This is a genomic window from Pseudomonas mercuritolerans, assembly GCF_025706525.1.
Classification (GTDB): Bacteria; Pseudomonadota; Gammaproteobacteria; order Pseudomonadales; family Pseudomonadaceae; genus Aquipseudomonas; species Aquipseudomonas mercuritolerans.
The window spans coordinates 492,770-517,253 of the sequence record NZ_JAMSHA010000003.1 but is presented as its reverse complement, the minus strand read 5'-3'; the positions used below and the strand labels follow the sequence as shown (position 1 = coordinate 517,253).

The window sequence follows — 24,484 nt, the reverse complement described above, 5'->3', positions numbered from 1 at the left end:
CTTCGTTGGCCCGGTGTCAGCGGGCGTGGCTAATGGAATCTTGTTATGCGTCCGAATCCAAACAGCCCCGGAGGGCGTCATCGGACGAAAGGCGAAGGGCACGGACCCTTCGCCTTTTTAAGCGTTTACGCGCCGATTACGATCGGCCTTGCCAGAGGCGGGACGGCGGCGCTGACAGGCGCGATACCGGCTTCGAACTCTGGACGGAAGTATTTGATGGCGCTGCCCAGCGGCTCCACGGCACCCGGTGCGTGAGCACAGAAGGTCTTGCCCGGGCCGAGGAAACCGACCAGACCCAGCAGGGTCTCGATGTCGCCCGGCTGGCCCTTGCCCTGTTCGATGGCCATCAGGAGCTTGACGCTCCATGGCAGACCATCGCGGCACGGGGTGCAGAAACCGCAGGATTCGCGCGCGAAGAACTGCTCCATGTTGCGCAGCAGCGAGACCATGTTGACGCTGTCATCCACCGCCATCGCCAGACCGGTACCCATCCGGGTGCCGACCTTGGCGATGCCGCCGGCATACATTTGTGCGTCGAGGTGCTCAGGCAGAAGGAAACCGGTACCGGCGCCCCCTGGTTGCCAGGCCTTGAGCTTGAAGCCGTCGCGCATGCCGCCGGCGTAGTCTTCGAACAGCTCGCGACCGGTGACGCCGAACGGCAGCTCCCACAGGCCCGGGTTCTTGACCTTGCCGGAGAAGCCCATGAGCTTGGTGCCCATGTCTTCGGAACCTTCGCGGGCCAACGATTTGTACCAGTCAACGCCGTCGGCAATGATCGCCGGCACGTTGCACAGGGTTTCGACGTTGTTCACGCAGGTCGGCTTGCCCCACACGCCGACGGCGGCGGGGAAGGGCGGCTTGGAGCGCGGGTTGGCGCGGCGGCCTTCGAGGGAGTTGATCAGTGCGGTTTCTTCACCGCAGATGTAACGCCCGGCGCCGGTGTGGACGAACAGTTCGAAATCAAAGCCCGAACCGAGGATGTTCTTGCCCAGCAGGCCAGCCGCTTTGGCTTCTTCCACGGCACGGTTGAGGTGCTTGGCGGCGGTGGTGTATTCGCCGCGCAGGAAGATGTAGCCACGGTAGGTTTTCAGCGCGCGGGCACTGATCAGCATGCCTTCGATCAGCAGATGGGGCAGTTGCTCCATCAGCATGCGGTCTTTCCAGGTGTTCGGCTCCATTTCATCCGCGTTGCACAGCAGGTAGCGGATGTTGATGGATTCGTCCTTGGGCATCAGGCCCCACTTCACGCCGGTGGGGAAGCCGGCGCCGCCGCGACCCTTGAGGCCAGCGTCTTTGACGGTCTGGACGATTGCGTCCTGATCCATCTCGGCGAAGGCTTTGCGTGCAGCAGCGTAACCGTTCTTGGCCTGGTATTCGTCGAGCCACACGGCTTCGCCGTCATCGCGCAGACGCCAGGTCAGCGGGTGTGTCTCGGCCGAACGCTGGATGCGGTTGGCTGGACCAAAAGATGTCAGGGTCATACGTAGCCCTCGAGCAGTTTGGCCACGCCAGCAGGCTGCACGTCGCCAAAGGTGTCGTCGTCGATCATCAGCGCCGGTGCCTTGTCGCAGTTGCCGAGGCAGCAGACAGGCAGCAGGGTGAAACGACCGTCGGCGGTGGTCTGACCCAGGCCGATGCCCAGATTGTTCTGGATTTCGCTGACCACCGACTCGTGGCCGCCGATGTAGCAGACCATGCTGTCGCAGACGCGAATGATGTGGCGGCCGACCGGTTGACGGAAGATCTGGCTGTAGAACGTCGCCACGCCTTCAACGTCGCTGGCCGGAATGCCGAGGATCTCGCCGATCGCGTACAGGGCGCCATCCGGCACCCAGCCGCGTTCCTTCTGCACAATCTTCAGGGCTTCGATCGACGCCGCGCGCGGGTCTTCGTAGTGATGCAGCTCGTGCTCGATGGCCGAGCGCTCGGTTTCACTCAAGGTGAAACGGTCTGTCTGGATAAGCGTGCTGTTCATGCTTAGCGGTCCACGTCGGCCATAACGAAGTCGATACTACCCAGGTACGCAATCAAGTCCGCGACCATGCTGCCTTTGATCACCGAAGGGATCTGTTGCAGATGCGGGAAGCTCGGAGTACGGATCCGGGTACGGTAGCTCATGGTGCCGCCGTCGCTCGTCAGGTAATAACTGTTGATGCCCTTGGTCGCTTCGATCATCTGGAAGGATTCGTTGGCCGGCATGACCGGGCCCCACGAAACCTGCAGGAAGTGCGTGATCAGGGTTTCGATGTGCTGCAGCGTGCGCTCTTTCGGCGGCGGCGTGGTCAGCGGGTGATCCGCCTTGTACGGGCCTTCCGGCATGTTGCGCATGCACTGGTCGATGATCTTGATGCTCTGGCGCATCTCTTCGACGCGGACCATGCAGCGGTCATAGGCATCGCCGTTGACGGCCAGCGGCACTTCGAATTCGAAGTTCTCGTAGCCCGAATACGGACGCGCTTTACGCAGGTCGAAATCGCAACCGGTAGAACGCAGGCCGGCACCGGTGACGCCCCATTCCAGGGCTTCTTTGGTGTTGTAGGCGGCAACGCCGACGGTACGCCCCTTGAGGATGCTGTTCTGCAGGGCGGCCTTGGTGTATTCATCGAGACGCTTGGGCATCCACTCGACGAAATCCTTGACCAGTTTTTCCCAGCCGCGCGGCAGGTCGTGGGCGACGCCGCCGATGCGGTACCAGGCCGGGTGCAGACGGAAACCGGTAATCGCCTCGATCACCGTGTACGCCTTCTGGCGGTCGGTGAAGGTGAAGAACACCGGGGTCATGGCGCCGACGTCCTGGATGTAGGTACCCAGGAACAGCAGGTGACTGGTGATACGGAAGAACTCGGCCATCATGATGCGAATGACGTCGACCTTCTGCGGCACCTTGATGCCGGCGAGCTTCTCGACCGAGAGCACGTACGGCAGGTTGTTCATCACGCCGCCGAGGTAGTCGATGCGGTCGGTGTACGGAATGTAGCTGTGCCAGGACTGACGCTCGCCCATCTTCTCGGCGCCACGGTGGTGGTAACCGATGTCCGGGACGCAGTCGACGATCTCTTCGCCGTCCAGCTGCAGGATGATGCGGAACGCACCGTGCGCCGAAGGGTGGTTCGGGCCGAGGTTGAGGAACATATAGTCCTCGTTGGCACCGGACCGCTTCATGCCCCAGTCTTCCGGACGGAAGCGCGCGGCTTCCTCTTCCAGCTGCTGCTTGGCGAGGTTGAGGCTGTACGGATCGAATTCGGTGGCGCGCGCCGGGAAATCCTTGCGCAGCGGGTGACCTTCCCAGGTCGGTGGCATCATGATGCGCGACAGGTGCGGGTGGCCTTTGAAGTCGATGCCGAACATGTCCCAGACTTCACGTTCGTACCAGTTGGCGTTGGGCCAGATGCTGGTGACGGAAGGCATGCTGAGGTCGCCTTCGGACAAGGCCACCTTGATCATCACGTCACTATTACGCTCCAGCGACATGAGGTGATAGAACACGGTGAAATCGGCGCCGGTCGGCAGCCCTTGACGCTTGGTGCGCAGACGCTCGTCCACGCCGTGCAGGTCATAGAGCATGACGTACGGCTTGGGCAGGTTGCGCAGGAAAGTCAGGACTTCAACCAATTTGGCACGGGCCACCCACAGCACCGGCATGCCGGTGCGGGTTGCCTGCGCGGTGAACGCATCGGCGCCAAAACGGTTGTTCAGTTCGACGACCACATCCTGGTCGTCTGCCTTGTAAGGCGGGATGTACAGAGCACTGCCTGTAGTCATGGTTATTTTTTCGCTTTCGGTCAACGTAAAGAATGAAGCCAGCTTCTCGTTACTTGGAACAGAACTGGATCAGACTTCGTCAGGGCTGCGCAGATTGGTGACTGCGATTCGCTGTTCGCGGCGCTGTTCCTTCTGCGATGGCATGTCGGCGCGATACACGCCTTGATCACCAACGACCCAGGAAAGCGGACGACGCTCCTGTCCAATCGATTCCTGCAACAGCATCAAGCCTTGCAGAAATGCTTCCGGACGGGGCGGGCAGCCAGGTACGTAGACGTCCACGGGCAGGAACTTGTCCACCCCTTGAACCACGGAGTAGATGTCGTACATGCCGCCGGAGTTGGCGCACGAACCCATGGAGATAACCCATTTCGGCTCGAGCATTTGCTCGTAGAGACGCTGGATGATCGGCGCCATCTTGATGAAGCAGGTACCGGCGATAACCATGAAGTCGGCCTGACGCGGCGAGGCCCGGATGACTTCGGCGCCGAAGCGCGCGATGTCGTGGGGCGCCGTGAAGGCGGTGGTCATTTCCACGTAGCAGCACGACAGGCCGAAGTTGTACGGCCACAGGGAGTTCTTACGTCCCCAGTTGACCGCGCCACTCAGCACGTCTTCCAGCTTGCCCATGAAAATGTTTTTGTGGACTTGATCTTCTAACGGATCGGCAACGGTTTCCCGCTGGCCAATCGGATACTGCTCGTTAGGAGCATCGGGGTCGATCCTGGTGAGATTGTATTGCATTGCCAAAGCCTCATTGTTTCAGCTTCGCCTGCCGCTTGCGACGAGCTTCCGGAGCCCAGTCAAGGGCGCCCACTCGGAACAGGTAGACAAGACCTGCCAACAGAATTGCTATGAAAACGAGAGCTTCGACGAATCCGGTCCAGCCGCTTTCGCGGACGGACACAGACCATGCAAAGAGAAAGAGGGCTTCGATATCGAAGATCACGAAGAGCATCGCGACCAGATAGAATTTGGCTGAGAGCCGCAAGCGGGCGCCACCGGTAGGTAGCATGCCCGACTCGAACGGTTCGTTTTTGCTGCGACCCCAGGCTTTTGACCCGAGGAGGCTGGAGACGCCAAGCATGAAGGCACACAGGCCGACGACACCCAGAAGGAAAATGGCAAAGCCCCAGTTGTGGGCCATGAGTCCTGTCGCTTCGGGCATGCTGGTAATCCTTAACAGAGAGCAAAGGTCTCTGAGCTTGATAAAGAAATAAGGCAGTGACGATATGTCGCAGCAATCAATCGGGCTGATTTTATGGCTAAACACCCGGCAAGTAAAATTCCAAAGGCGAAATTATTTACCGGATTAAGGACATAGCGCCTCCTGAGGTCGCTGCGGCCCATGCGTTGCGGGCATTAGCCGGGTTTCCATCAATTATGTTTTGTAGGGTTTGTAACGAACATAGTTGCAGCTAAATGATAATTGATATCGTTTGGCGTGGTTTTGTAACTGTTTAACGAGTGAGTGGCTGGGAAGTTGTCTTACTTGCGCGTTACTGCAAGTAGCGAAGCCTACCGTTTTAGCGGAAATTTCTGACGCTTGTAGCGCTTCAGATCAATGTTTCGTCTCGCGGCTGACGGTAGCCCTGTGGGAGCGAGCCTGCTCGCGAAAGCGAAGGATCAGCCTCCAGATGTGCAAGCTGACTTATCGCCTTCGCGAGCAGGCTCGCTCCCACAGGGGATTTGTAGTGTCTTTGAGATTCCAACAGGCAAAAAAACGCCCCGATCCAGTCGGGGCGTCAATATTGCGGCTCTGCGGTTAGCTTTTATTCGATCCGCAGAGGCCGTTTGCTCAGGTGAAGCCGAATCAGTGGAACTGCTCTTCTTCGGTCGAGCCGGTCAGCGCGGTCACCGAGGACGAGCCGCCCTGGATCACGGTGGTCATGTCGTCGAAGTAGCCAGTGCCCACTTCCTGCTGGTGCGCAACGAAGGTGTAACCCTTGGCGGCGTCAGCGAATTCCTGCTCTTGCAGCTTCACGTAGGCAGTCATGTCGTTGCGGGCGTAGTCGTGCGCCAGGTTGAACATGCTGTGCCACATGTTGTGGATGCCGGCCAGGGTGATGAACTGGTGCTTGTAGCCCATGGCGGACAGTTCGCGCTGGAACTTGGCGATGGTCGCGTCGTCCAGGTTCTTCTTCCAGTTGAAGGAAGGCGAGCAGTTGTACGACAGCAGCTGGTCCGGGTATTCCTTTTTGATCGCTTCAGCGAAGCGACGGGCTTCTTCCAGATCCGGCTTGGCGGTTTCGCACCAGATCAGGTCTGCGTACGGCGCGTATGCCAGGCCACGGGCGATCGCTTGATCCAGGCCGGCACGTACCTTGTAGAAACCTTCCTGAGTACGCTCGCCGGTCACGAACGGCTGATCGTACGGGTCGCAGTCGGAAGTCAGCAGGTCAGCCGCGTTGGCGTCGGTGCGGGCCAGAATGATCGTTGGCGTGCCAGCGACGTCAGCGGCCAGACGGGCAGCGGTCAGCTTCTGTACGGCTTCCTGGGTTGGTACCAGAACCTTGCCGCCCATGTGCCCGCATTTCTTCACCGAAGCCAGTTGGTCTTCGAAGTGAACGCCAGCGGCGCCTGCTTCGATCATGCTCTTCATCAGCTCGTAGGCGTTGAGTACGCCGCCGAAGCCGGCTTCAGCATCCGCGACGATTGGCGCGAAGTAGTCGATGTAGCCGTCATCGCCCGGGTTCTTGCCGGCTTTCCACTGGATCTGGTCAGCACGACGGAACGAGTTGTTGATGCGCTTGACCACGGTTGGCACCGAGTCCACCGGGTACAGCGACTGATCCGGGTACATCGATTCTGCGGAGTTGTTGTCCGCAGCCACCTGCCAGCCGGACAAGTAGATCGCCTGGATACCGGCCTTGACCTGCTGAACAGCCTGGCCGCCAGTCAGGGCGCCCATGCAGTTGACGAAATCTTTCTCTGGACGGAAGGACGGCTTGGCACCCTGGGTGACCAGGTTCCACAGCTTCTCGGCGCCCATCTTCGCGAAGGTGTGCTCAGGCTGAACCGAGCCACGCAGGCGGACCACGTCGGCAGCGGAGTAAGTGCGAGTCACGCCTTTCCAGCGCGGGTTCTCGGCCCAGTCTTTTTCGAGGGCTGCAATTTGCTGTTCGCGTGTCAGTGCCATGGAGATAAACCTCGTCGCGTCTTTTATGAAAAGTTGTTCTGCGGTGGAAAATTCCTGCGCTCGCTGACCAGAAGCTTAGGTGGTCAAGTCGGATTCGGCGGGGTAGGCGACGGGATGAACGATGGGCTCGAGGGGAAGTGAGCAGGTAGTGGCGCGGTGCGGGCGCATTCCGGCGTCGTGGGCCTTTATACGGTCTGCAGCGTGAAGCCGGGTTACCTAAATACGCTTCCGTCCCTCGGGACAACTTCGTTCCAGTCGGCAACCTCGTCAAACACACCTTGTGGGCGGTACAGACACGAAACGGCTCGCGGGGTAGGTGCGAGCGGCGCTTCGAAGGCCCTTGCCAGGGCCTCTGATTAGCGGGAGCGAGGCCATCATGCCTTCGCTTTTTTTTCGCGTCAAACGTTTTGTAGTGCTTTTTTTCAAGCACTACATCTTTCGTCTAATACGACTAATCAGTCAGTTTTCGGTGCTTTAGTCCAGCGTGTCGACTTTCACCCGCAAGGTCATGTCATCACGGCCTTGAGTCGAGTAGCTGCGGGTCAGGCCCTGTTTATCGGCCTGAGTCTGGCTGTTGACGCCCGCCAGAGTGATCCACTCACCGAGGCGCCCGGTGACGGTTGTGTCGGTACTTTGCACGTTCACTACATCGGGACGTTCCTGGCTCATACGGTCACGGTTGGTACTGATCGCCAGATGAACGGTTTCGCCGGTGACGCTGGCGGTGACGTAGAAACCCTGGGTGACGTTGCGGTATTGGGTCTCGCTGCTGTAACCGCCGTAGGAATCGCTCTGGGTGTTGGTGATCGGCACGCTCTGGCCAACCTGGATCAGCGCCGGAGTGCCTTCACTGGTCTGCACTTGCTGAACGCCGCCGTTGCGGCTGGTGGTGCTGCGGCTGATGATCCGGGTCTGGTTCGGCTGAGCGCCGTTGACTGAATAACCTTCGTCGCCACGGCCATTGTTTTCGTTGGTGTCGACGGTGATCAGCAAGCGCTTCGGTGCGGTATCGAGTTGCGCCAGCAGATCCTTCAACTCCTGAATCTTGCCCGGCTCGGCTTTGACGATCAGTTGGTTGCCGTAAGCGCTGACCTGGCCGTCCTGGCCGATGAAATCCTGCGCGACCGGCAGCATGTCGGCGCTGGTGTGGTATTTGAGGGGGACGATTTCTGTGGCTGCCAGCACCGAAAAACTGCAGCCGAGCAGCAGGGTGGTGAGCAGGGTGCGTAGGGACATGTCCGTTATCTCCGCGTTCGAAAGGCTTGATATTGCCAGTTTGTCGGCCCGGGGTGGGGCAAGTTGAATCGTAGACAGCAAAACGCCCCGGCATCCGAAAATGGCGGGGCGTTTTGTGGTGTGCTGGCGGGTATTTGTGGTGAGGGGATTTATCCCCGCTCGGCTGCGCAGCAGTCGCCAAATCCAGCACTCTCGATTCAACAGGCATACCGAGTTTTCTGGATTTGGGGCAGCTTCGCAGCCCAGCGGGGATGAATCCCCTCGCCACAGGGCGCTAAAGGTGTCTCGGGATCGTGTGCTTGCGGGCTTTTGTGGTGAGGGGATTTATCCCCGCTCGGCTGCGCAGCAGGCGCCCAATCCAGCACTCTCGATTCAACAGGCATACCGAGTTTTCTGGATTTGGGGCAGCTTCGCAGCCCAGCGGGGATAAATCCCCTCGCCACAGGGAGCTACAGGTGTCTCGGGATCGCGTGCTTGCGGGCTTTTGTGGTGAGGGGATTTATCCCCGCTCGGCTGCGCAGCAGTCGCCGACCCAGCGCGCTCGATTTAACTGACTCACCGAGTTTGCTGGATTTGGGGCTGCTTCGCACCCCAGCGGGGATAAATCCCCTCGCCACAGGGATCTGGAGGTCTCGGAATCAGGCCGAATGCCGAACCATATCGACATGCGGTATCCCGGCCTCAAGAAACTCCTCGCTGACCAGGCTGAAACCCAAACGCTCGTAGAACGCCGTGGCTTGCACTTGCGCGCTGAGCATTTGTTGCTTCAGGCCGCGCGCTTCAGCTTCGGCGATGACCGCTTGCATCAGCGCGTCACCGACCTTCATCCCGCGCCAGTCTTTGAGTACCGAAACCCGGCCGATGTGGCCGTCGGGCAACAGCCGCGCCGTGCCGATCGGGAAGTCGCCTTCGAACGCCAGAAAATGCACGGCGGTCGCGTCATCGGCGTCCCACTCAAGCTCGGGTGGCACCGATTGTTCGGCGATGAACACCGTTTCACGAATGCGCCGGATCTCGGCGATATCCTTCTGCCAGTCTGCGACACGAACGCGAATTTTATTCATCGGCGAACCCCAGGCTCCCTTGCTTGACCAGTTCGCAGAGCAGGCTGCGGCCGTCTTCGTCGCTCAGCCACTCGCCGAGGTTGTCGGCGTGCAGGGCGTCAGCGGCGCAGATCAGCTTCAGCAGTTCGCGCAGCTTGCCCGGCAGGTAGCGGCTCTGGCCACTGGCGAACAGCAGCAGATCGTCGTCGACTTCCGACCAGGCCAGGCGCGCGCTCGGGTTGCGGATCAGCACGGCGCCGTCCTGCAGGGCGGCGAGGAAGTCTTCTTCTTCGACGTCTTCCGGGCCGACCACCAGTTCCGGGTAGCGCGGCTCGGTCATGTACTGGCCGAACCAGGTCAGCAGCAGACGCTCATCGCTCATGTGCTCGGCGAGCAGGCTTTTCAGGCGATCCAGCGCATCGTGTTGAATCTGGTGCGGATCGACCGCCGGCTTGGCGTCGGCATCGGTGTAGCGTTCTTCGTCGGTCAGGAACTGGCTGAGGAAGTCGGTGAAGTGGGTCAGCACTTCAGCGGCGCTTGGCGCGCGGAAGCCGACCGAGTAGGTCATGCAGTTGTCGACCGCGACACCGCAATGGGCCAGGCGCGGCGGCAGGTAGAGCATGTCGCCCGGCTCCAGCACCCATTCTTCGGTCTCGTGGAATTCAGCGAGGATGCGCAGGTCGGCGTGTTGCAGCAGCGGGCTCTCGGAGTCGCACATCTGGCCGATTTTCCAGTTGCGCTTGCCGTGGCCCTGCAGCAGGAACACATCGTAATTGTCGAAATGCGGGCCGACGCTGCCACCTGGGGCGGCGAAGCTGATCATCACGTCGTCGACACGCCAGCTCGGCAGGAAGCGGAAGTTTTCCAGCAGTTCGCTGACTTCCGGCACGAACTGGTCAACCGCCTGCACCAGCAGGGTCCACTCTTTCTCTGGCAATTTGCTGAACTCGTCTTCGGCGAACGGGCCGCGACGCAGTTCCCACGGACGCTCGCCGTGCTCGATGACCAGGCGCGATTCGACTTCTTCTTCCAGGGCCAGGCCGGCCAGTTCGTCGGCGTCGATCGGGCTTTCGAAGTCAGGAATCGCCTGACGGATCAGCAGCGGTTTTTTCTGCCAGTAGTCACGCAGGAATTCGCGTGCTGTGAGGCCGCCCAGAAGTTGAAGAGGAATATCGGAATTCATATGTAACCTATTGAAAAAAAGTACTTTTCAGACGGGAATAAAAACGCCCGGCGCGGCCGGGCGTCTCAAACGGGGCAAACGGTCGATCAGATGCGTTTGGCTTGTGCCACTGCGTTGCCGATGTAGTTGGCCGGAGTCAGTTGCTTGAGCTCGGCTTTGGCTTCGGCTGGCATGTCCAGGCCATCGATGAAAGTCTGCAACGCTTCAGGGCTGATGCCCTTGCCACGGGTCAGTTCTTTCAGCTTTTCGTACGGGTTTTCGATGTTGTAGCGACGCATCACGGTCTGGATCGGCTCGGCCAGTACTTCCCAGCAAGCGTCGAGGTCGGCGGCAATCTTCTGCTCGTTGAGCTCGAGTTTGCTGATGCCTTTGAGGCTGGCTTCGTATGCGATCACGCTGTGGGCGAAGCCGACACCGAGGTTGCGCAGGACGGTGGAGTCGGTCAGGTCGCGCTGCCAGCGGGAAATTGGCAGCTTGCTCGCCAGGTGCTGGAACAGTGCGTTGGCGATACCCAGGTTGCCTTCGGAGTTTTCGAAGTCGATCGGGTTGACCTTGTGCGGCATGGTCGACGAACCGATTTCGCCAGCGATGGTGCGCTGCTTGAAATAACCCAGGGAAATGTAGCCCCAGATGTCGCGGTCGAAGTCGATCAGGATGGTGTTGAAGCGCGCGATGGCATCGAACAGTTCAGCGATGTAGTCGTGCGGTTCGATCTGCGTGGTGTACGGGTTGAAGCCCAGACCCAGCTCGTCTTCGATGAAGGCGCGGGCATTGGCTTCCCAATCGATTTGCGGGTAGGCCGACAGGTGCGCGTTGTAGTTGCCGACGGCGCCGTTGATCTTGCCCAGCAGCGGCACGGCAGCGACCTGAGCGATCTGACGCTCGAGACGGTAAACCACGTTGGCCAGCTCTTTACCCAGAGTGGTCGGCGAAGCCGGCTGACCGTGGGTGCGCGACAGCATCGGCACGTCGGCGAAACGGATGGCCAGTTCGCGGATGGCGTTGGCAGTCTGGCGCATCAGCGGCAGCATCACGTCGTCACGGCCTTCACGCAGCATCAAGGCGTGGGACAGGTTGTTGATGTCTTCACTGGTGCAGGCAAAGTGGATGAATTCGCTGACCTTGGCCAGCTCCGGCAGCTTGGCCGCCTGCTCTTTGAGCAGGTATTCGATCGCTTTGACGTCGTGGTTGGTGGTGCGCTCGATCTCTTTGACGCGCTCGGCGTGCTCCAGCGAAAAGTTTTCCGCCAGTTCGTTGAGAACGGCGTTGGCCTCGGCGGAGAAGGCTGGCACTTCAGGGATGCCAGCATGGGCGGCCAGGCGCTGGAGCCAGCGCACTTCAACCAGAACGCGGGCACGGATCAGGCCGTACTCGCTGAAAATCGGGCGCAGGGCCTGGGTTTTGCCGGCGTAGCGGCCGTCAACAGGGGAAACCGCAGTGAGCGAAGAGAGCTGCATGGGGTGTTCTCGGACAGTCGGGCAACGAAATGGGGCGCGTATCATACATGAAAAAATCCGCCGGTCCGTCGCCAACTGACCGGCGTATTACGCGTTACAGACTACAAAGCCTTCATGACGCGGCGTTTACTCGCTGCGCATCAACGGATAAAGCTCTTTGAGCAGCTTGCGGCGGCTGATCACCAACTGCCAGCGATGACCACCGAGCTGACGCCACAGGCGCGCCGAGCGGATACCAGCGAGGAGCAGGGCGCGGATTTTCGAGGCATTGCTCGGCTGCTGCAGGTTGCGCATGTCGCCGTGCACCTGAATGCGCTGGCGCAGGGTGCTCAAAGTGTCCTGATACAACGCACCGCAAGCGGCGATGACGTTTTCGTGCGCAGGGCCAAAATGCTCCACCTGCGACTGAATCTGCGGCAGGCGTTTGGCAATCGTCTCAAGCATGTCGTCACGCTTGGCCAATTGCCGCTCCAGACCGAGCATCGACAGCGCGTAGCGCAACGGCTCGCGCTGCAAGGTGCTCGGATCGCGCTCCAGCGCGCCGATCAATGCGCGGTAACCCTCGCGCAGATTGATGTCGTCGCCGCCGTACACGTCCAGTGTATCTTTTGGGTCGCGGACCAGCAGGCTGCCGAGCATGCAGCTCAGGCCCGCTTCGTTGGTCTGGCCGGTCTTGGCGATGCGATCGACCAGCACGGCGGCGAGAAACACACCGCCCAGCGCTGTCAGTTGCTCCTGAGTCGGGCTCATGCCTGGCCGCTCCACGGCTCGGCCACTTCGATCACGCCGCCGCCGAGGCAGATTTCACCGTCATAGAAAACCACCGACTGGCCCGGCGTCACCGCACGTTGCGGTTCGTCGAACACGGCGCGATAGCCGCTGGCGGTTTTTTCCAGGGTGCAGGCCTGATCGCTCTGGCGATAGCGCACTTTCGCCGTCAGGCGCAGCGGCTGGCTCAGGTCGATCGGGTTGACCCAGTAGATTTCCGAAGCGAGCAGGGCGCTGGAGAACAGCCATGGATGGTTGTTGCCCTGACCGACGATCAGCTCGTTGGTCTGCAGATCCTTGCGCAGCACGTACCACGGCTCGTCACCGGCATCTTTCAAGCCGCCGATACCGAGGCCCTGGCGCTGGCCGATGGTGTGGTACATCAAGCCGTGGTGACGGCCGATGACTTCGCCTTCGGTGGTCTTGATCTCACCCGGTTGCGCCGGCAGGTATTGCTTGAGGAAGTCGCTGAAACGACGCTCGCCGATGAAGCAGATCCCGGTGGAATCCTTCTTCTTGGCGGTGGCCAGTTCGTATTTCTCGGCAATCGCGCGGACTTCAGGCTTTTCCAGTTCGCCGACCGGGAACAGGGTCTTGGCGATCTGTTCGCCACCAACGGCGTGCAGGAAGTAGCTCTGATCCTTGTTCGGATCGAGGCCCTTGAGCAGTTCGGTGCGGCCATCGATGTCGCGACGGCGCACGTAGTGACCGGTGGCGATCAGGTCGGCGCCGAGCATCATCGCGTAGTCGAGGAACGCCTTGAACTTGATCTCGCGGTTGCACAGGATGTCCGGGTTCGGCGTGCGCCCCGCCTTGTATTCGGCGAGGAAGTGCTCGAACACGTTGTCCCAATACTCGGCGGCGAAGTTGGCGGTATGCAGCTTGATGCCGATCTTGTCGCAGACAGCCTGAGCATCCGCCAGGTCGTCCATGGCGGTGCAGTATTCCGTTCCGTCGTCTTCTTCCCAGTTCTTCATGAACAGGCCTTCCACTTCATAGCCCTGCTCGATCAGCAGAAGGGCGGAAACGGAAGAGTCCACGCCGCCGGACATGCCGACAATGACGCGCTTCTTGGATGTGTCAGAAGGGGCTGGATCACGCATAGGGGTTCAATGAGTGTCTTGGAAAAGGGCGCGATTCTATCAGGCTCGCGGCCGCAAGGCTAAAGAGAAGGGCGGATCAGTTCGAGGCTGAAGTGATGACCGGCCAGATAATCGTCGATGCAACGGATGATCAGCTCGCTGCGCCAGTTGTCGCGCTGGGCGATTAATTCTTCGCGGGTCAGCCACTTGGCGCCGACGATGCCGTCGTCGAGTTGGTAATCCGGGTGGTGCTGCACGGCTTTGGCGCTGAAGCATATGCGCTGGTAAGTCACGCCGTTGCTCGGTGCGGTGTACAGATAAATGCCGATCACGCCGGTGGGTTCGACGTCCCAACCGGTTTCTTCGAGGGTTTCGCGAATCGCCGCGTTGATCAGGGTTTCATCCGGATCGAGATGCCCGGCGGGCTGGTTGAGCACATTGCGCCCGCCTTTGTGCTCTTCGACCATCAGGAAACGGCCGTTGTCCTCGACGATGGTAGCGACGGTGATGTGGGGGAGCCATTCCATAAAACCTTCCTCAATATCCAGGTTAAAACCCGACCCCCTGTGGGAGCGAGCCTGCTCGCGAAAGCGGTGGGTCAGTCAACGAAGGTGCTGAATGATAAACCGCATTCGCGAGCAGGCTCGCTCTCACAAGGGATTTATATTGTCAGTAAAAACACAAACCCCGGCACAAGGCCGGGGTTTGTGATGTTCCCATTACAACCTTAAACCAGCGCAGCAATCGCCGCGTTGAAGGTTGCGCTTGGGCGCATGGCCTTGCTGATCAGCTCGGCGTCGGCGTGGTAGTAACCGCCGATGTCGACTGGCTTGCCCTGAACGGCGTTGAGCTCGGCAACGATAGTTGCTTCGTTCTCGGTCAGGGTTTTGGCCAGAGTCGCGAACTGCGCTTGCAGTGCAGCGTCTTCAGTCTGGGCGGCCAGGGCCTGAGCCCAGTACATCGCCAGGTAGAAGTGGCTGCCGCGGTTGTCGATGTTGCCGACTTTGCGCGATGGCGACTTGTTGTTGTCGAGGAACTGGCCGGTGGCCTGGTCCAGGGTCTTCGACAGCACCAGCGCTTTCGGGTTGTTGTAGTTCACACCCAGATGCTCAAGGGAAGCGGCCAGGGCGAGGAACTCACCCAGCGAATCCCAGCGCAGGAAGTTCTCTTCAACCAGTTGCTGCACGTGCTTCGGAGCCGAACCGCCGGCGCCGGTTTCGAACAGGCCACCGCCGTTCATCAGCGGCACGATCGACAGCATCTTGGCGCTGGTGCCCAGTTCCATGATCGGGAACAGGTCGGTCAGGTAGTCGCGCAGTACGTTACCGGTCACCGAAATGGTGTCCTTGCCTTCGCGGGTGCGCTTCAGGGTGTACTTCATCGCGTCGACTGGAGCCATGATCTGGATGTCCAGACCGCTGGTGTCGTGATCCTTCAGGTACGCCTGAACTTTCTCGATCACTACGCCATCGTGAGCGCGCATCGGGTCAAGCCAGAAGATCGCCGGCGTGCTGCTGGCGCGAGCACGGTTGACGGCCAGTTTGACCCAGTCCTGGATCGGCGCGTCTTTGGTCTGGCACATGCGGAAGATGTCGCCGGCTTCGACAGCCTGTTCCATCAGCAGCTTGCCTTTGCTGTCGGTGACGCGAACAACGCCGTCAGCCTTGATCTGGAAGGTCTTGTCGTGGGAGCCGTACTCTTCGGCTTTCTTCGCCATCAAACCGACGTTCGGCACGCTGCCCATGGTGGTCGGGTCGAAAGCGCCGTTGGCTTTGCAATCTTCGATCACGGCCTGGTAGATGGTCGCGTAGCAACGATCCGGGATCACAGCCTTGGTGTCGTGCAACTGACCGTCGGTGCCCCACATCTTGCCGGAGTCACGAATCATCGCTGGCATCGAGGCGTCAACGATGACGTCGCTCGGCACGTGCAGGTTGGTGATGCCTTTGTCGGAGTTGACCATCGCCAGCGACGGACGAACGGCGTAGACCGCTGCGATATCGGCTTCGATCTGCGCTTGCTGGTCGGCCGGCAGGGCCTTGATGCGCGCGTACAGATCGCCGATGCCGTTGTTCAGGTTGAAGCCGATCTGGTTCAGCACGTCAGCGTGCTTGGTCAGAGCGTCTTTATAGAACTCGGCAACGATCTGGCCGAACATGATCGGGTCGGAGACCTTCATCATGGTCGCTTTCAGGTGCACCGAGAGCAGCACGCCCTGGGCCTTGGCGCTTTCGATCTCGGCAGCGATGAACGCACGCAGGGCGTTTTTGCTCATCACGGCGCAGTCGAGGATCTCGCCGGCCTGAACGGTGGTTTTTTCTTTCAGAACGGTGGCAGCACCGTCCTTGGCGATCAGCTCGATCTTCACAGCGTCAGCGGCGTCGATCAGGACAGCTTTTTCGCTGCCGTAGAAATCGCCGGTGCTCATGTGCGCGACGTGGGACTTGGAGTCCTTGGCCCAGGCGCCCATTTTGTGCGGGTGCTTGCGCGCGTAGTTCTTCACCGACAGCGGAGCGCGGCGGTCGGAGTTGCCTTCGCGCAGAACCGGGTTCACGGCGCTGCCCTTGACCTTGTCGTAACGCGCCCGGGCGTCTTTTTCGGCGTCGCTGGTCACGGTTTCCGGATAGTCCGGCAGGTTGTAGCCCTGCGCCTGCAGCTCTTTGATCGCGGCTTGCAGTTGTGGCACCGAAGCACTGATGTTCGGCAGCTTGATGATGTTGGCTTCAGGCGTAACGGCCAGGTCGCCCAGTTCGGCGAGGTGGTCGGCTACGGCTTTGTCGCCCAGTTGCTCGGGGAAGCTTGCCAGGATGCGTGCTGCAAGAGAGATATCGCGGGTTTCCACGGCGATATCGGCCGAGGCGGTGTAAGCCTCGATGATCGGCAGCAGGGAATAGGTGGCGAGGGCAGGAGCTTCGTCGGTGAAGGTATAGATGATCTTCGAGCGGGTGGGCATATTCGGATTAACTCTCTCTTCTTTGCTAAAGCGTGCGCAGAAACTCGAGGGGCGCCGGGTAAGCGCGTTCGTTCAAAGTCATCCATGAACCGAATGTCGAGATTCTTCGCGGTGATGTTGGGTGCATCAGTAGAGCGTCAAGCAGTCAGGCTGCGGTAACAACCCGACCAATCAGGCGGAAAGTCTCGTGCTAGAGAGGCCAGCCGTCGTGACCCTGTGGTCAGCGGGCGGCATTATACATAGGTAGCTGGCAATCTGCCGATGGTTCATATGCAACGATTCTCGTCCATTGGTCTAAAGGTCGCAGGGCGCGACCGGGCAAAGACTCGTTACGAATGCTGGAGTTTGGCGCTTTTCCCTTTGCTTTCAGGCTTGTACGAAACGAGATGTGCGCGGCGGCGGAACATAGGGTTTGCGTGTTGATTCAACTGGGTTACGCTCGAAGCAAGCCAGGTGTTCAATCCAAACAATGGAGTTCAGCATGGGTTACAAGAAGATTCAGGTTCCAGCCGTCGGCGACAAAATCACCGTCAATGCAGACCATTCTCTCAATGTTCCTGATAACCCGATCATCCCCTTCATCGAAGGTGACGGTATTGGTGTCGACATCAGTCCGGTGATGATCAAGGTTGTCGATGCTGCTGTTGAAAAGGCCTACGGCGGCAAGCGCAAGATTTCCTGGATGGAAGTCTACGCCGGCGAAAAAGCCACTCAGGTTTATGACCAGGACACCTGGCTGCCGCAGGAAACCCTCGACGCGGTCAAGGATTACGTGGTCTCCATCAAAGGCCCGTTGACCACCCCGGTCGGTGGCGGCATCCGCTCGCTGAACGTGGCCCTGCGTCAGCAACTCGACCTGTACGTCTGCCTGCGCCCGGTGCGCTGGTTCGAAGGCGTGCCGAGCCCGGTGAAAAAGCCCGGCGACGTCGACATGACCATCTTCCGCGAGAACTCCGAAGACATCTACGCCGGCATCGAGTGGAAAGCCGGTTCGCCGGAAGCCACCAAGGTCATCAAATTCCTTAAAGAAGAAATGGGCGTCACCAAGATCCGTTTCGACGAAAACTGCGGTATCGGCGTCAAGCCGGTCTCCCGCGAAGGCACCAAGCGTCTGGCGCGCAAGGCTCTGCAATATGTGATCGATAATGACCGCGACTCGCTGACCATCGTGCACAAAGGCAACATCATGAAGTTCACCGAAGGTGCCTTCAAGGAATGGGCCTACGAAGTGGCGGCCGAAGAATTCGGCGCGACGCTGCTGGACGGCGGTCCGTGGATGCAGTTCAAGAACCCGAAAACCGGCAAGAACGTTGTAGTCAAGGACGCCATCGCCGACGCCATGCTCCAGCAGATCCTGCTGCGCCCGGCGGAATACGATGTCATCGCTACGCTTAACCTCAACGGTGACTACCTGTCCGACGCGCTGGCGGCGGAAGTGGGTGGTATCGGTATTGCGCCGGGTGCCAACCTGTCCGACACCGTAGCGATGTTCGAAGCGACCCACGGTACTGCGCCGAAGTATGCCGGCAAGGACCAGGTCAACCCGGGCTCGCTGATTCTCTCGGCCGAGATGATGCTGCGTCATATGGGCTGGACGGAAGCGGCGGACCTGATCATCAAGGGCACCAACGGTGCGATCGGCGCCAAGACTGTTACTTATGATTTCGAGCGTTTGATGGATGGGGCCAAGCTGGTTTCGTCTTCCGGGTTCGGGGATGCGTTGATTTCGCATATGTAAAAGTCGCAGGCACGCAAAAACCGCCTGACTCGATGGGTTGAGTCAGGCGGTTTTTTATGACCGAATGTTTTGAGGCTTCAACTGGTTGCCGTTTGTTGTTCCGTGGCAATCGAGCTTGGCGTGGGAGCTGCTTCGACCGAAGTTATCTTCACGGCATGCAAGCCTTTAGGGCCATGAACGATCTCGAAGGTCACCGCCTGACCCGCTTTCAGGGTCTTGTACCCTTCCATTTCAATGGCCGAGTAGTGGGCAAAGAAATCAATGTCCTTGCCATCCTCATCGCGACCTTCCCGGGCGTCGGTATTGATAAAGCCGAATCCCTTGGCATTGTTGAACCATTTCACCTTGCCGACAGCCATGCTCAAATCCCTCTGCAACAGACTCCATCGCTGGAGTATCATCCACGACATCCGCAATCGAATTCGATAAAAGAATTGACTCCGCGGATCTTTTTTACCCACTGTGGGCTCTATTGGTTGTAACACCGTTTTCCCGATAGTCAAGGTGACCGGGCAGTCGTAGTTGAAAACGTGTGCAACCGCCCCCACCACTGTATTCGCACAACTGACGAACCTTTTTTTCCATGCATGCAATCAGCCAGATTCGACTAACATTCAATCAGGATCGCCCGCTTCTCCAAAAGGATCTTCCACAGGAGCACGACGACGATTCGGCAGGCGTTGCTGTTCAGGAAGCAAAGCCCGCGCTACAGGCGCCGCCGATGTACAAGGTGGTTTTGTTCAACGATGACTACACACCGATGGATTTCGTCGTCGAAGTGCTCGAGGTGTTTTTTAACCTGAATCGCGAGCTGGCGACCAAGGTCATGCTGGCCGTCCATACAGAAGGCCGGGCAGTATGTGGAGTGTTTACCCGCGACATCGCCGAGACAAAGGCCATGCAGGTCAACCAGTACGCCAGGGAAAGCCAGCATCCGCTACTCTGTGAAATCGAGAAGGACGGTTAATCGCCGACCACTTGGGTATGAGGTGAAGCTATGTTAAACCGCGAGCTCGAAGTCACCCTCAATCTTGCCTTCAAGGAGGCTCGTTCGAAGCGTCATGAGTTCATGACCGTCGAACATCTCCTGCTGGCGCTATTGGATAATGAGGCTGCCGCCACCGTTTTGCGTGCCTGCGGCGCAAACCTCGACAAACTCAAGCATGATCTGCAGGAGTTCATCGACTCCACCACGCCATTGATCCCCGTGCATGACGAGGATCGCGAAACCCAGCCAACCCTGGGCTTCCAGCGTGTCCTGCAGCGTGCTGTTTTTCACGTACAGAGCTCGGGCAAACGCGAAGTGACCGGCGCCAACGTGCTGGTCGCCATCTTCAGTGAGCAAGAGAGTCAGGCAGTGTTCCTGCTGAAACAGCAGAGCGTTGCGCGCATAGATGTCGTCAACTACATCGCACACGGCATTTCGAAAGTGCCGGGGCATGGCGATCACTCTGAAGGTGAACAAGATATGCAGGACGACGAGGGCGGTGAGTCTTCTTCTTCAGGCAATCCTCTGGATGCTTATGCCAGCAACCTCAACGAACTCGCGCGCCAGGGTCGCATTGATCCGCTGGTCGGCCGTGAGTCGGAGGTCGAGCGTGTCGCGCAGATTCTCGCGCGCCGGCGCAAGAACAATCCGCTGTTGGTGGGTGAAGCGGGCGTGGGTAAAACCGCGATTGCCGAAGGCCTGGCGAAACGCATCGTCGACAACCAGGTACCAGATCTGCTGGCCAATGCGGTTGTTTATTCGCTCGATCTTGGCGCTCTGCTCGCGGGTACCAAGTATCGCGGTGATTTCGAGAAGCGCTTCAAGGCGCTGCTCAATGAGCTGAAAAAGCGTCCGCAGGCGATTCTGTTCATCGACGAGATCCACACCATCATTGGTGCTGGCGCTGCGTCCGGTGGCGTGATGGATGCGTCCAACCTGCTCAAGCCGCTGCTGTCGTCTGGCGATATTCGCTGCATCGGTTCGACCACATTCCAGGAATTTCGCGGCATCTTCGAAAAAGATCGCGCCTTGGCGCGACGCTTCCAGAAGGTCGACGTCGTTGAGCCGTCGGTGGAAGACACCATCGGTATCCTGCGCGGTCTGAAAGGGCGTTTCGAGCAGCACCACAATATCGAATACAGCGATGAGTCGTTGCGTGCCGCTGCCGAACTGGCGTCGCGCTACATCAATGACCGGCACATGCCGGACAAGGCCATCGACGTGATCGACGAAGCGGGCGCCTACCAGCGTCTGCAACCGGTAGAGATGCGCGTCAAGCGTATCGAAGTGCCGCAGGTCGAGGACATCGTCGCGAAAATCGCGCGTATTCCGCCAAAGCACGTCACCAGTTCCGACAAAGAGCTGCTGCGTAACCTGGAGCGTGACCTGAAGCTGACGGTGTTTGGTCAGGACGCAGCGATCGATTCGCTGTCGACTGCGATCAAGCTGTCGCGTGCCGGGCTCAAATCGCCGGACAAGCCGGTCGGTTCGTTCCTGTTTGCCGGGCCTACCGGTGTCGGTAAAACCGAGGCCGCGCGACAATTGGCCAAGGCCCTTGGCATTGAACTGGTGCGTTTCGACATGTCCGAGTACATGGAGCGTCACACCGTGTCGCGTCTGATTGGTGCGCCTCCAGGCTATGTCGGTTTCGATCAGGGCGGTCTGTTGACCGAAGCGATCACCAAGCAGCCGCATTGCGTATTGCTGCTCGATGAAATCGAGAAGGCGCATCCGGAAGTCTTCAACCTGCTGTTGCAGGTCATGGACCACGGCACGCTGACCGATAACAACGGGCGCAAAGCGGACTTCCGCAATGTGATCGTGATCATGACCACCAACGCCGGTGCCGAAACGGCCGCGCGGGCTTCGATCGGTTTCACCCATCAGGACCACTCGTCCGATGCGATGGAAGTGATCAAGAAGAGCTTCACGCCGGAATTCCGTAACCGTCTGGACACCATTATCCAGTTTGGTCGCCTCAGTCATGAGGTCATCAAAAGTGTGGTGGACAAGTTCCTTACCGAGCTTCAGGCGCAGCTGGAAGACAAGCGTGTGTTGCTTGAGGTTACCGATGCGGCGCGTAGTTGGCTGGCGGCGGGTGGTTATGACTCGGCGATGGGTGCACGTCCGATGGCGCGTCTGATCCAGGACAAGATCAAGCGTCCGCTGGCGGAGGAGATTCTGTTTGGCGAACTGGCCGAGCATGGCGGTGTGGTGCACATCGACATCAAGGATGGGGAGTTGACGTTCGACTTCGAAACCACTGCAGAGATGGCCTGACGGCTTGATGTGGATTGGAAAGGCGCCTTCGGGCGCCTTTTTGTTGTCCGGTGTTTTTGGGCTTTGGGTGTATATCCGTTGCTGCGGTGATGGCTTATTACGGTTTCGCCCTTACGGCGAGTCACCTTTTTCAAACGCCAAAAAGGTAACCCAAAACGCTTGCTCCTACGTTCGGCCCTCGCAGGCTCGGGTTCCTTCGCTCCGGGACTGATCCGGGCGCAGCGGCTACGGTTTGCTTCGCTGCACCTCCTTCCGCTGTGTCTGGCTGCGCCAGACGGTCGCTGCGCTCCCACGCCCGGATCAATCCCTCCACTCAGCCTTCCGACGTCGCCGGTGGATCAAGATCAAAAGCGGTACTCGAGCTAACGCTCATTGTGTAGGAGCTGCCGGAGGCTGCGATCTTTTGACTTTGCTTTTGCTTTTCTGTGGGAGCGAGCCTGCTCGCGAAGACGGCCTGACAACCGACCTTTTTCTCGTTGATGTACTCGATCCAATTGTAGGAGTGAGCCTGCTCGCGATGGCGCCCTGCAGGTCAACCAATTTCCCTCAGATACCCGCGATCCAACTGTAGGAGCTGCCGAAGGCTGCGATCTTTTGATCTGGCTTTTGTTTTTGCTTTGGCTTTGCCTTTTGGTCCGGCTCTCGATCTTTCGCCCCTTCGGCAGGCTTCGGTACGGGATCGATCCGGGGGGTGGAAGCGTAGCGACCGTACGACGCAGTCGTACACAGCGCGCCAGCGGCAGCATCCGCGGCATCGGATATGCCCACAAAACCCACAAAACCCAAATCCCAGACAAACAAAAACGCCCGGCATAACCCGGGCGTTCTGTATTGACTTGATTAACGAGCGCGGTAAGTGATCCGCCCTTTGCTCAAATCATAGGGCGTCAGCTCGACGCGCACTTTGTCACCGGTAAGAATACGAATGTAGTTCTTGCGCATCTTGCCGGAAATATGCGCGGTTACGACGTGCCCATTTTCCAACTCCACACGAAACATGGTGTTGGGCAGGGTGTCGACGACAGTGCCTTCCATTTCGAAGCTGTCTTCTTTCGACATGCAGTAAAGCCCTCGGTATCCAATGAATGGCCCGGTGCAACTGCGCCAGGCAAAAGCGGCGTGCATTGTGCCCGAAAAATGGGGTTTACGCCAAGGGGTTTAGGCCGCAGGTTTAGTTCAGGACGACCCAGCGCTGATTGATCAGCAATTCAATGGGCCGATATTGCGTCTTGTAGTTCATCTTTTTGCAGTTCTTGATCCAGTAACCCAGGTACACCGCTTCAAGGCCCAGGCGCTGGCTTTCGGCGATTTGCCAGAGGATCGCGTAACGGCCGAGGCTGCGGCGTTCTTCGTTCGGTTCGTAGAAGGTATACACCGCCGACAAGCCGTTGGGCAGCAGATCGGTGACTGCTACCGCGAGCAACCGTCCGTCGAGTCGAAACTCGTAGAATCGCGAGAAGGGCAGGTCACGCACCAGGAACGTCGAGAACTGATCACGGCTTGGCGGGTACATGTCGCCGTCGGCATGGCGCTGTTCGATGTAGCGCTGGTACAGGTCGAAATACTCTTCGCTGAAGTGCGGCTTGACCGGCTGCACTTGCAGGTCGGCGTTGCGTTTGTAGATACGCTTCTGCTGGCGATTGGCGATGAACTGGGCGGAAGGAATGCGCGCAGGCACGCACGCATTGCAATTCTGGCAATGCGGCCGGTACAGATGATCGCCACTGCGACGAAAGCCCATTTCCGACAGGTCTGCGTAGACATGCACATCCATGGGCTGACTCGGGTCGAGAAACAGCGTCGTGGCCTGCTCCTCGGGCAGATAACTGCAAGAGTGGGGCTGAGTGGCATAAAACTTCAAACGCGCCAACTCGGTCATGAATCAACCCTCGGGATAAGCTGGTGGATTAAGTGTAAGCCACCTGCGCAAAAGTCGCTCAGCAAACCCAGATCGCCGAATTCGGTTGGTCGAGATGGCGCTGCAGATAGTCGGCGAATTCGCCCCGCGGAATGGATCGCGCACCGAGGCTGTGCAGGTGATCGGTCGGCATCTGGCAGTCGATCAGCACAAACCCGGCGGCTTTCAAATGCTTCACCAGCGTGGCAAAGCCATATTTGGACGCGTTGTCGGCACGGCTGAACATCGACTCGCCAAAAAACAGTTGGCCCATCGCCAGGCCGTACAGGCCGCCGACCAGCTGTCCCTCGTCCCAGACCTCAACCGAATGAGCGAAACCGCGCCGATGCAATTCTACGTAAGCATCCTGCATGGCCTCGGTGATCCAGGTGCCGTCGGCGTAGTCACGCGGGGCAGCGCAGGCGCGGATGACGGCGTCGAAATCCTGATCGAAGGTCACTTGATAGCGTTGCTTGCGCAGCAGCTTGCCGAGGCTGCGCGAGACGTGCAGTTCGTCGGGAAACAGCACGGTGCGAGGGTCTGGCGACCACCAGAGAATGGGTTGGCCTTCGGAGAACCAGGGAAAGCAGCCATGGCGATAGGCCTGGATCAGGCGGTCGGCGGACAGGTCGCCACCAGCGGCGAGCAATCCGTTCGGCTCGCGCATGGCTTTTTCCAGTGGCGGAAAGGTCAGGGAATTACGTTGTAACCAAGTCAGCATGGCATCCAGGCTTGCAGAAGGGGAGGGCGGTCATGGGCGTGCAGGCCCTGTTGAAGAGTTTGCCGCGAAACGGCGCAGATGTCCTGTACAGATGTCTGGTGCGGTGAGCATCGAGCTGCAACTTGATGTGTCGCCCGTGGTCGTAAGCGTCACCGTGGCGATGCCTGTCGAGCATTTCCGTGCGCCTGATCTGGCCAGCCTCGCTACGTTCATCAAATACAGCTCATAAGCCTTTGT

22 protein-coding genes are annotated in these 24,484 nt (G+C 59.2%); 4 read left to right on the top strand and 18 right to left on the bottom strand.

Going from position 1 to position 24,484, the window contains the following annotated elements; genetic code table 11:
- Nucleotides 1–125 precede the first annotated feature (125 nt).
- The 14 genes from nuoF to ND528_RS10805 form a co-directional block, all read right to left on the bottom strand.
- Entirely contained in the window at nt 126–1,481 is a 1,356-nt protein-coding gene (gene nuoF / locus ND528_RS10870; RefSeq protein ID WP_263470300.1) for an NADH-quinone oxidoreductase subunit NuoF, read from the bottom strand.
- Nucleotides 1,478–1,975, bottom strand: a complete 498-nt coding sequence (nuoE, locus tag ND528_RS10865; RefSeq protein ID WP_003223804.1) for an NADH-quinone oxidoreductase subunit NuoE — start codon at nt 1,973–1,975, stop codon at nt 1,478–1,480. Before nuoE ends, nuoF begins: the two co-directional genes overlap by 4 nt.
- 2 nt (nt 1,976–1,977) lie before the next feature.
- Complete coding sequence (nuoC, locus tag ND528_RS10860) at nt 1,978–3,762, bottom strand: NADH-quinone oxidoreductase subunit C/D (protein WP_137214783.1); 1,785 nt, start codon at nt 3,760–3,762, stop codon at nt 1,978–1,980.
- A 69-nt stretch (nt 3,763–3,831) separates the two neighbouring features.
- Entirely contained in the window at nt 3,832–4,506 is a 675-nt protein-coding gene (locus ND528_RS10855) for a NuoB/complex I 20 kDa subunit family protein (protein ID WP_016775278.1), read from the bottom strand.
- 10 nt (nt 4,507–4,516) lie between these two features.
- On the bottom strand, nt 4,517–4,930 hold the full coding sequence (locus tag ND528_RS10850) for an NADH-quinone oxidoreductase subunit A (protein ID WP_003223812.1): 414 nt from the start codon (nt 4,928–4,930) through the stop codon (nt 4,517–4,519).
- A 645-nt stretch (nt 4,931–5,575) separates the two neighbouring features.
- Nucleotides 5,576–6,901, bottom strand: coding sequence for an isocitrate lyase (gene aceA / locus ND528_RS10845; protein WP_016775277.1), 1,326 nt, complete (start codon nt 6,899–6,901; stop codon nt 5,576–5,578).
- A 474-nt stretch (nt 6,902–7,375) separates the two neighbouring features.
- On the bottom strand, nt 7,376–8,137 hold the full coding sequence (locus ND528_RS10840; RefSeq protein ID WP_024013416.1) for a secretin N-terminal domain-containing protein: 762 nt from the start codon (nt 8,135–8,137) through the stop codon (nt 7,376–7,378).
- Nucleotides 8,138–8,775: 638 nt separating this feature from the next.
- Entirely contained in the window at nt 8,776–9,201 is a 426-nt protein-coding gene (locus tag ND528_RS10835) for a GNAT family N-acetyltransferase (protein ID WP_025108996.1), read from the bottom strand.
- On the bottom strand, nt 9,194–10,363 hold the full coding sequence (locus ND528_RS10830) for a ribosomal protein uL16 3-hydroxylase (RefSeq protein ID WP_016775274.1): 1,170 nt from the start codon (nt 10,361–10,363) through the stop codon (nt 9,194–9,196). Before ND528_RS10830 ends, ND528_RS10835 begins: the two co-directional genes overlap by 8 nt.
- A gap of 86 nt (nt 10,364–10,449) precedes the next feature.
- Nucleotides 10,450–11,820 carry an adenylosuccinate lyase gene (gene purB / locus ND528_RS10825; protein ID WP_003223822.1) on the bottom strand — a complete coding sequence of 457 codons (1,371 nt, stop codon included), beginning with the start codon at nt 11,818–11,820 and terminating at the stop codon, nt 10,450–10,452.
- A gap of 126 nt (nt 11,821–11,946) precedes the next feature.
- A complete protein-coding gene (hflD, locus tag ND528_RS10820; RefSeq protein ID WP_130912656.1) occupies nt 11,947–12,570 on the bottom strand; it encodes a high frequency lysogenization protein HflD in 624 nt (207 codons plus the stop codon).
- Nucleotides 12,567–13,691, bottom strand: a complete 1,125-nt coding sequence (mnmA, locus tag ND528_RS10815) for a tRNA 2-thiouridine(34) synthase MnmA (protein ID WP_071172900.1) — start codon at nt 13,689–13,691, stop codon at nt 12,567–12,569. Before mnmA ends, hflD begins: the two co-directional genes overlap by 4 nt.
- A 59-nt stretch (nt 13,692–13,750) precedes the next feature.
- Nucleotides 13,751–14,197, bottom strand: a complete 447-nt coding sequence (locus ND528_RS10810) for an NUDIX hydrolase (protein ID WP_137214787.1) — start codon at nt 14,195–14,197, stop codon at nt 13,751–13,753.
- 200 nt (nt 14,198–14,397) lie between these two features.
- Nucleotides 14,398–16,623, bottom strand: a complete 2,226-nt coding sequence (locus tag ND528_RS10805; RefSeq protein ID WP_137214788.1) for an NADP-dependent isocitrate dehydrogenase — start codon at nt 16,621–16,623, stop codon at nt 14,398–14,400.
- A 481-nt stretch (nt 16,624–17,104) separates the two neighbouring features.
- Between ND528_RS10805 and icd the strand changes: the two genes are divergently transcribed.
- A complete protein-coding gene (gene icd, locus ND528_RS10800; RefSeq protein ID WP_263470299.1) occupies nt 17,105–18,361 on the top strand; it encodes an NADP-dependent isocitrate dehydrogenase in 1,257 nt (418 codons plus the stop codon).
- A gap of 77 nt (nt 18,362–18,438) precedes the next feature.
- Here icd and ND528_RS10795 read toward each other — a convergent pair whose 3' ends face one another.
- On the bottom strand, nt 18,439–18,720 hold the full coding sequence (locus tag ND528_RS10795; protein ID WP_130912652.1) for a cold shock domain-containing protein: 282 nt from the start codon (nt 18,718–18,720) through the stop codon (nt 18,439–18,441).
- Nucleotides 18,721–18,944: 224 nt separating this feature from the next.
- Here ND528_RS10795 and clpS point away from each other — a divergent pair, with 224 nt between their 5' ends.
- Both clpS and clpA read left to right on the top strand, forming a co-directional pair.
- Nucleotides 18,945–19,328 carry an ATP-dependent Clp protease adapter ClpS gene (gene clpS / locus ND528_RS10790; RefSeq protein WP_011334948.1) on the top strand — a complete coding sequence of 128 codons (384 nt, stop codon included), beginning with the start codon at nt 18,945–18,947 and terminating at the stop codon, nt 19,326–19,328.
- Between the two features lie 30 nt (nt 19,329–19,358).
- Nucleotides 19,359–21,629, top strand: a complete 2,271-nt coding sequence (gene clpA, locus ND528_RS10785; protein WP_016775266.1) for an ATP-dependent Clp protease ATP-binding subunit ClpA — start codon at nt 19,359–19,361, stop codon at nt 21,627–21,629.
- Nucleotides 21,630–22,469: 840 nt separating this feature from the next.
- Here clpA and infA read toward each other — a convergent pair.
- The 3 genes from infA to aat all read right to left on the bottom strand — a co-directional run bounded on the left by infA (nt 22,470) and on the right by aat (nt 24,247).
- Nucleotides 22,470–22,688, bottom strand: a complete 219-nt coding sequence (gene infA / locus ND528_RS10780) for a translation initiation factor IF-1 (protein ID WP_002553999.1) — start codon at nt 22,686–22,688, stop codon at nt 22,470–22,472.
- Nucleotides 22,689–22,800: 112 nt separating this feature from the next.
- The gene (locus tag ND528_RS10775) at nt 22,801–23,508 is read right to left on the bottom strand and encodes an arginyltransferase (protein ID WP_212616665.1); all 708 of its coding nucleotides are present in this window, start codon (nt 23,506–23,508) and stop codon (nt 22,801–22,803) included.
- Nucleotides 23,509–23,566: 58 nt separating this feature from the next.
- Complete coding sequence (gene aat, locus ND528_RS10770; RefSeq protein ID WP_130912871.1) at nt 23,567–24,247, bottom strand: leucyl/phenylalanyl-tRNA--protein transferase; 681 nt, start codon at nt 24,245–24,247, stop codon at nt 23,567–23,569.
- Here aat and ND528_RS10765 point away from each other — a divergent pair.
- Complete coding sequence (locus ND528_RS10765) at nt 24,192–24,476, top strand: hypothetical protein (protein WP_178083770.1); 285 nt, start codon at nt 24,192–24,194, stop codon at nt 24,474–24,476. The genes aat and ND528_RS10765 overlap by 56 nt on opposite strands.
- The last annotated feature ends 8 nt before the right edge of the window (nt 24,477–24,484 follow it).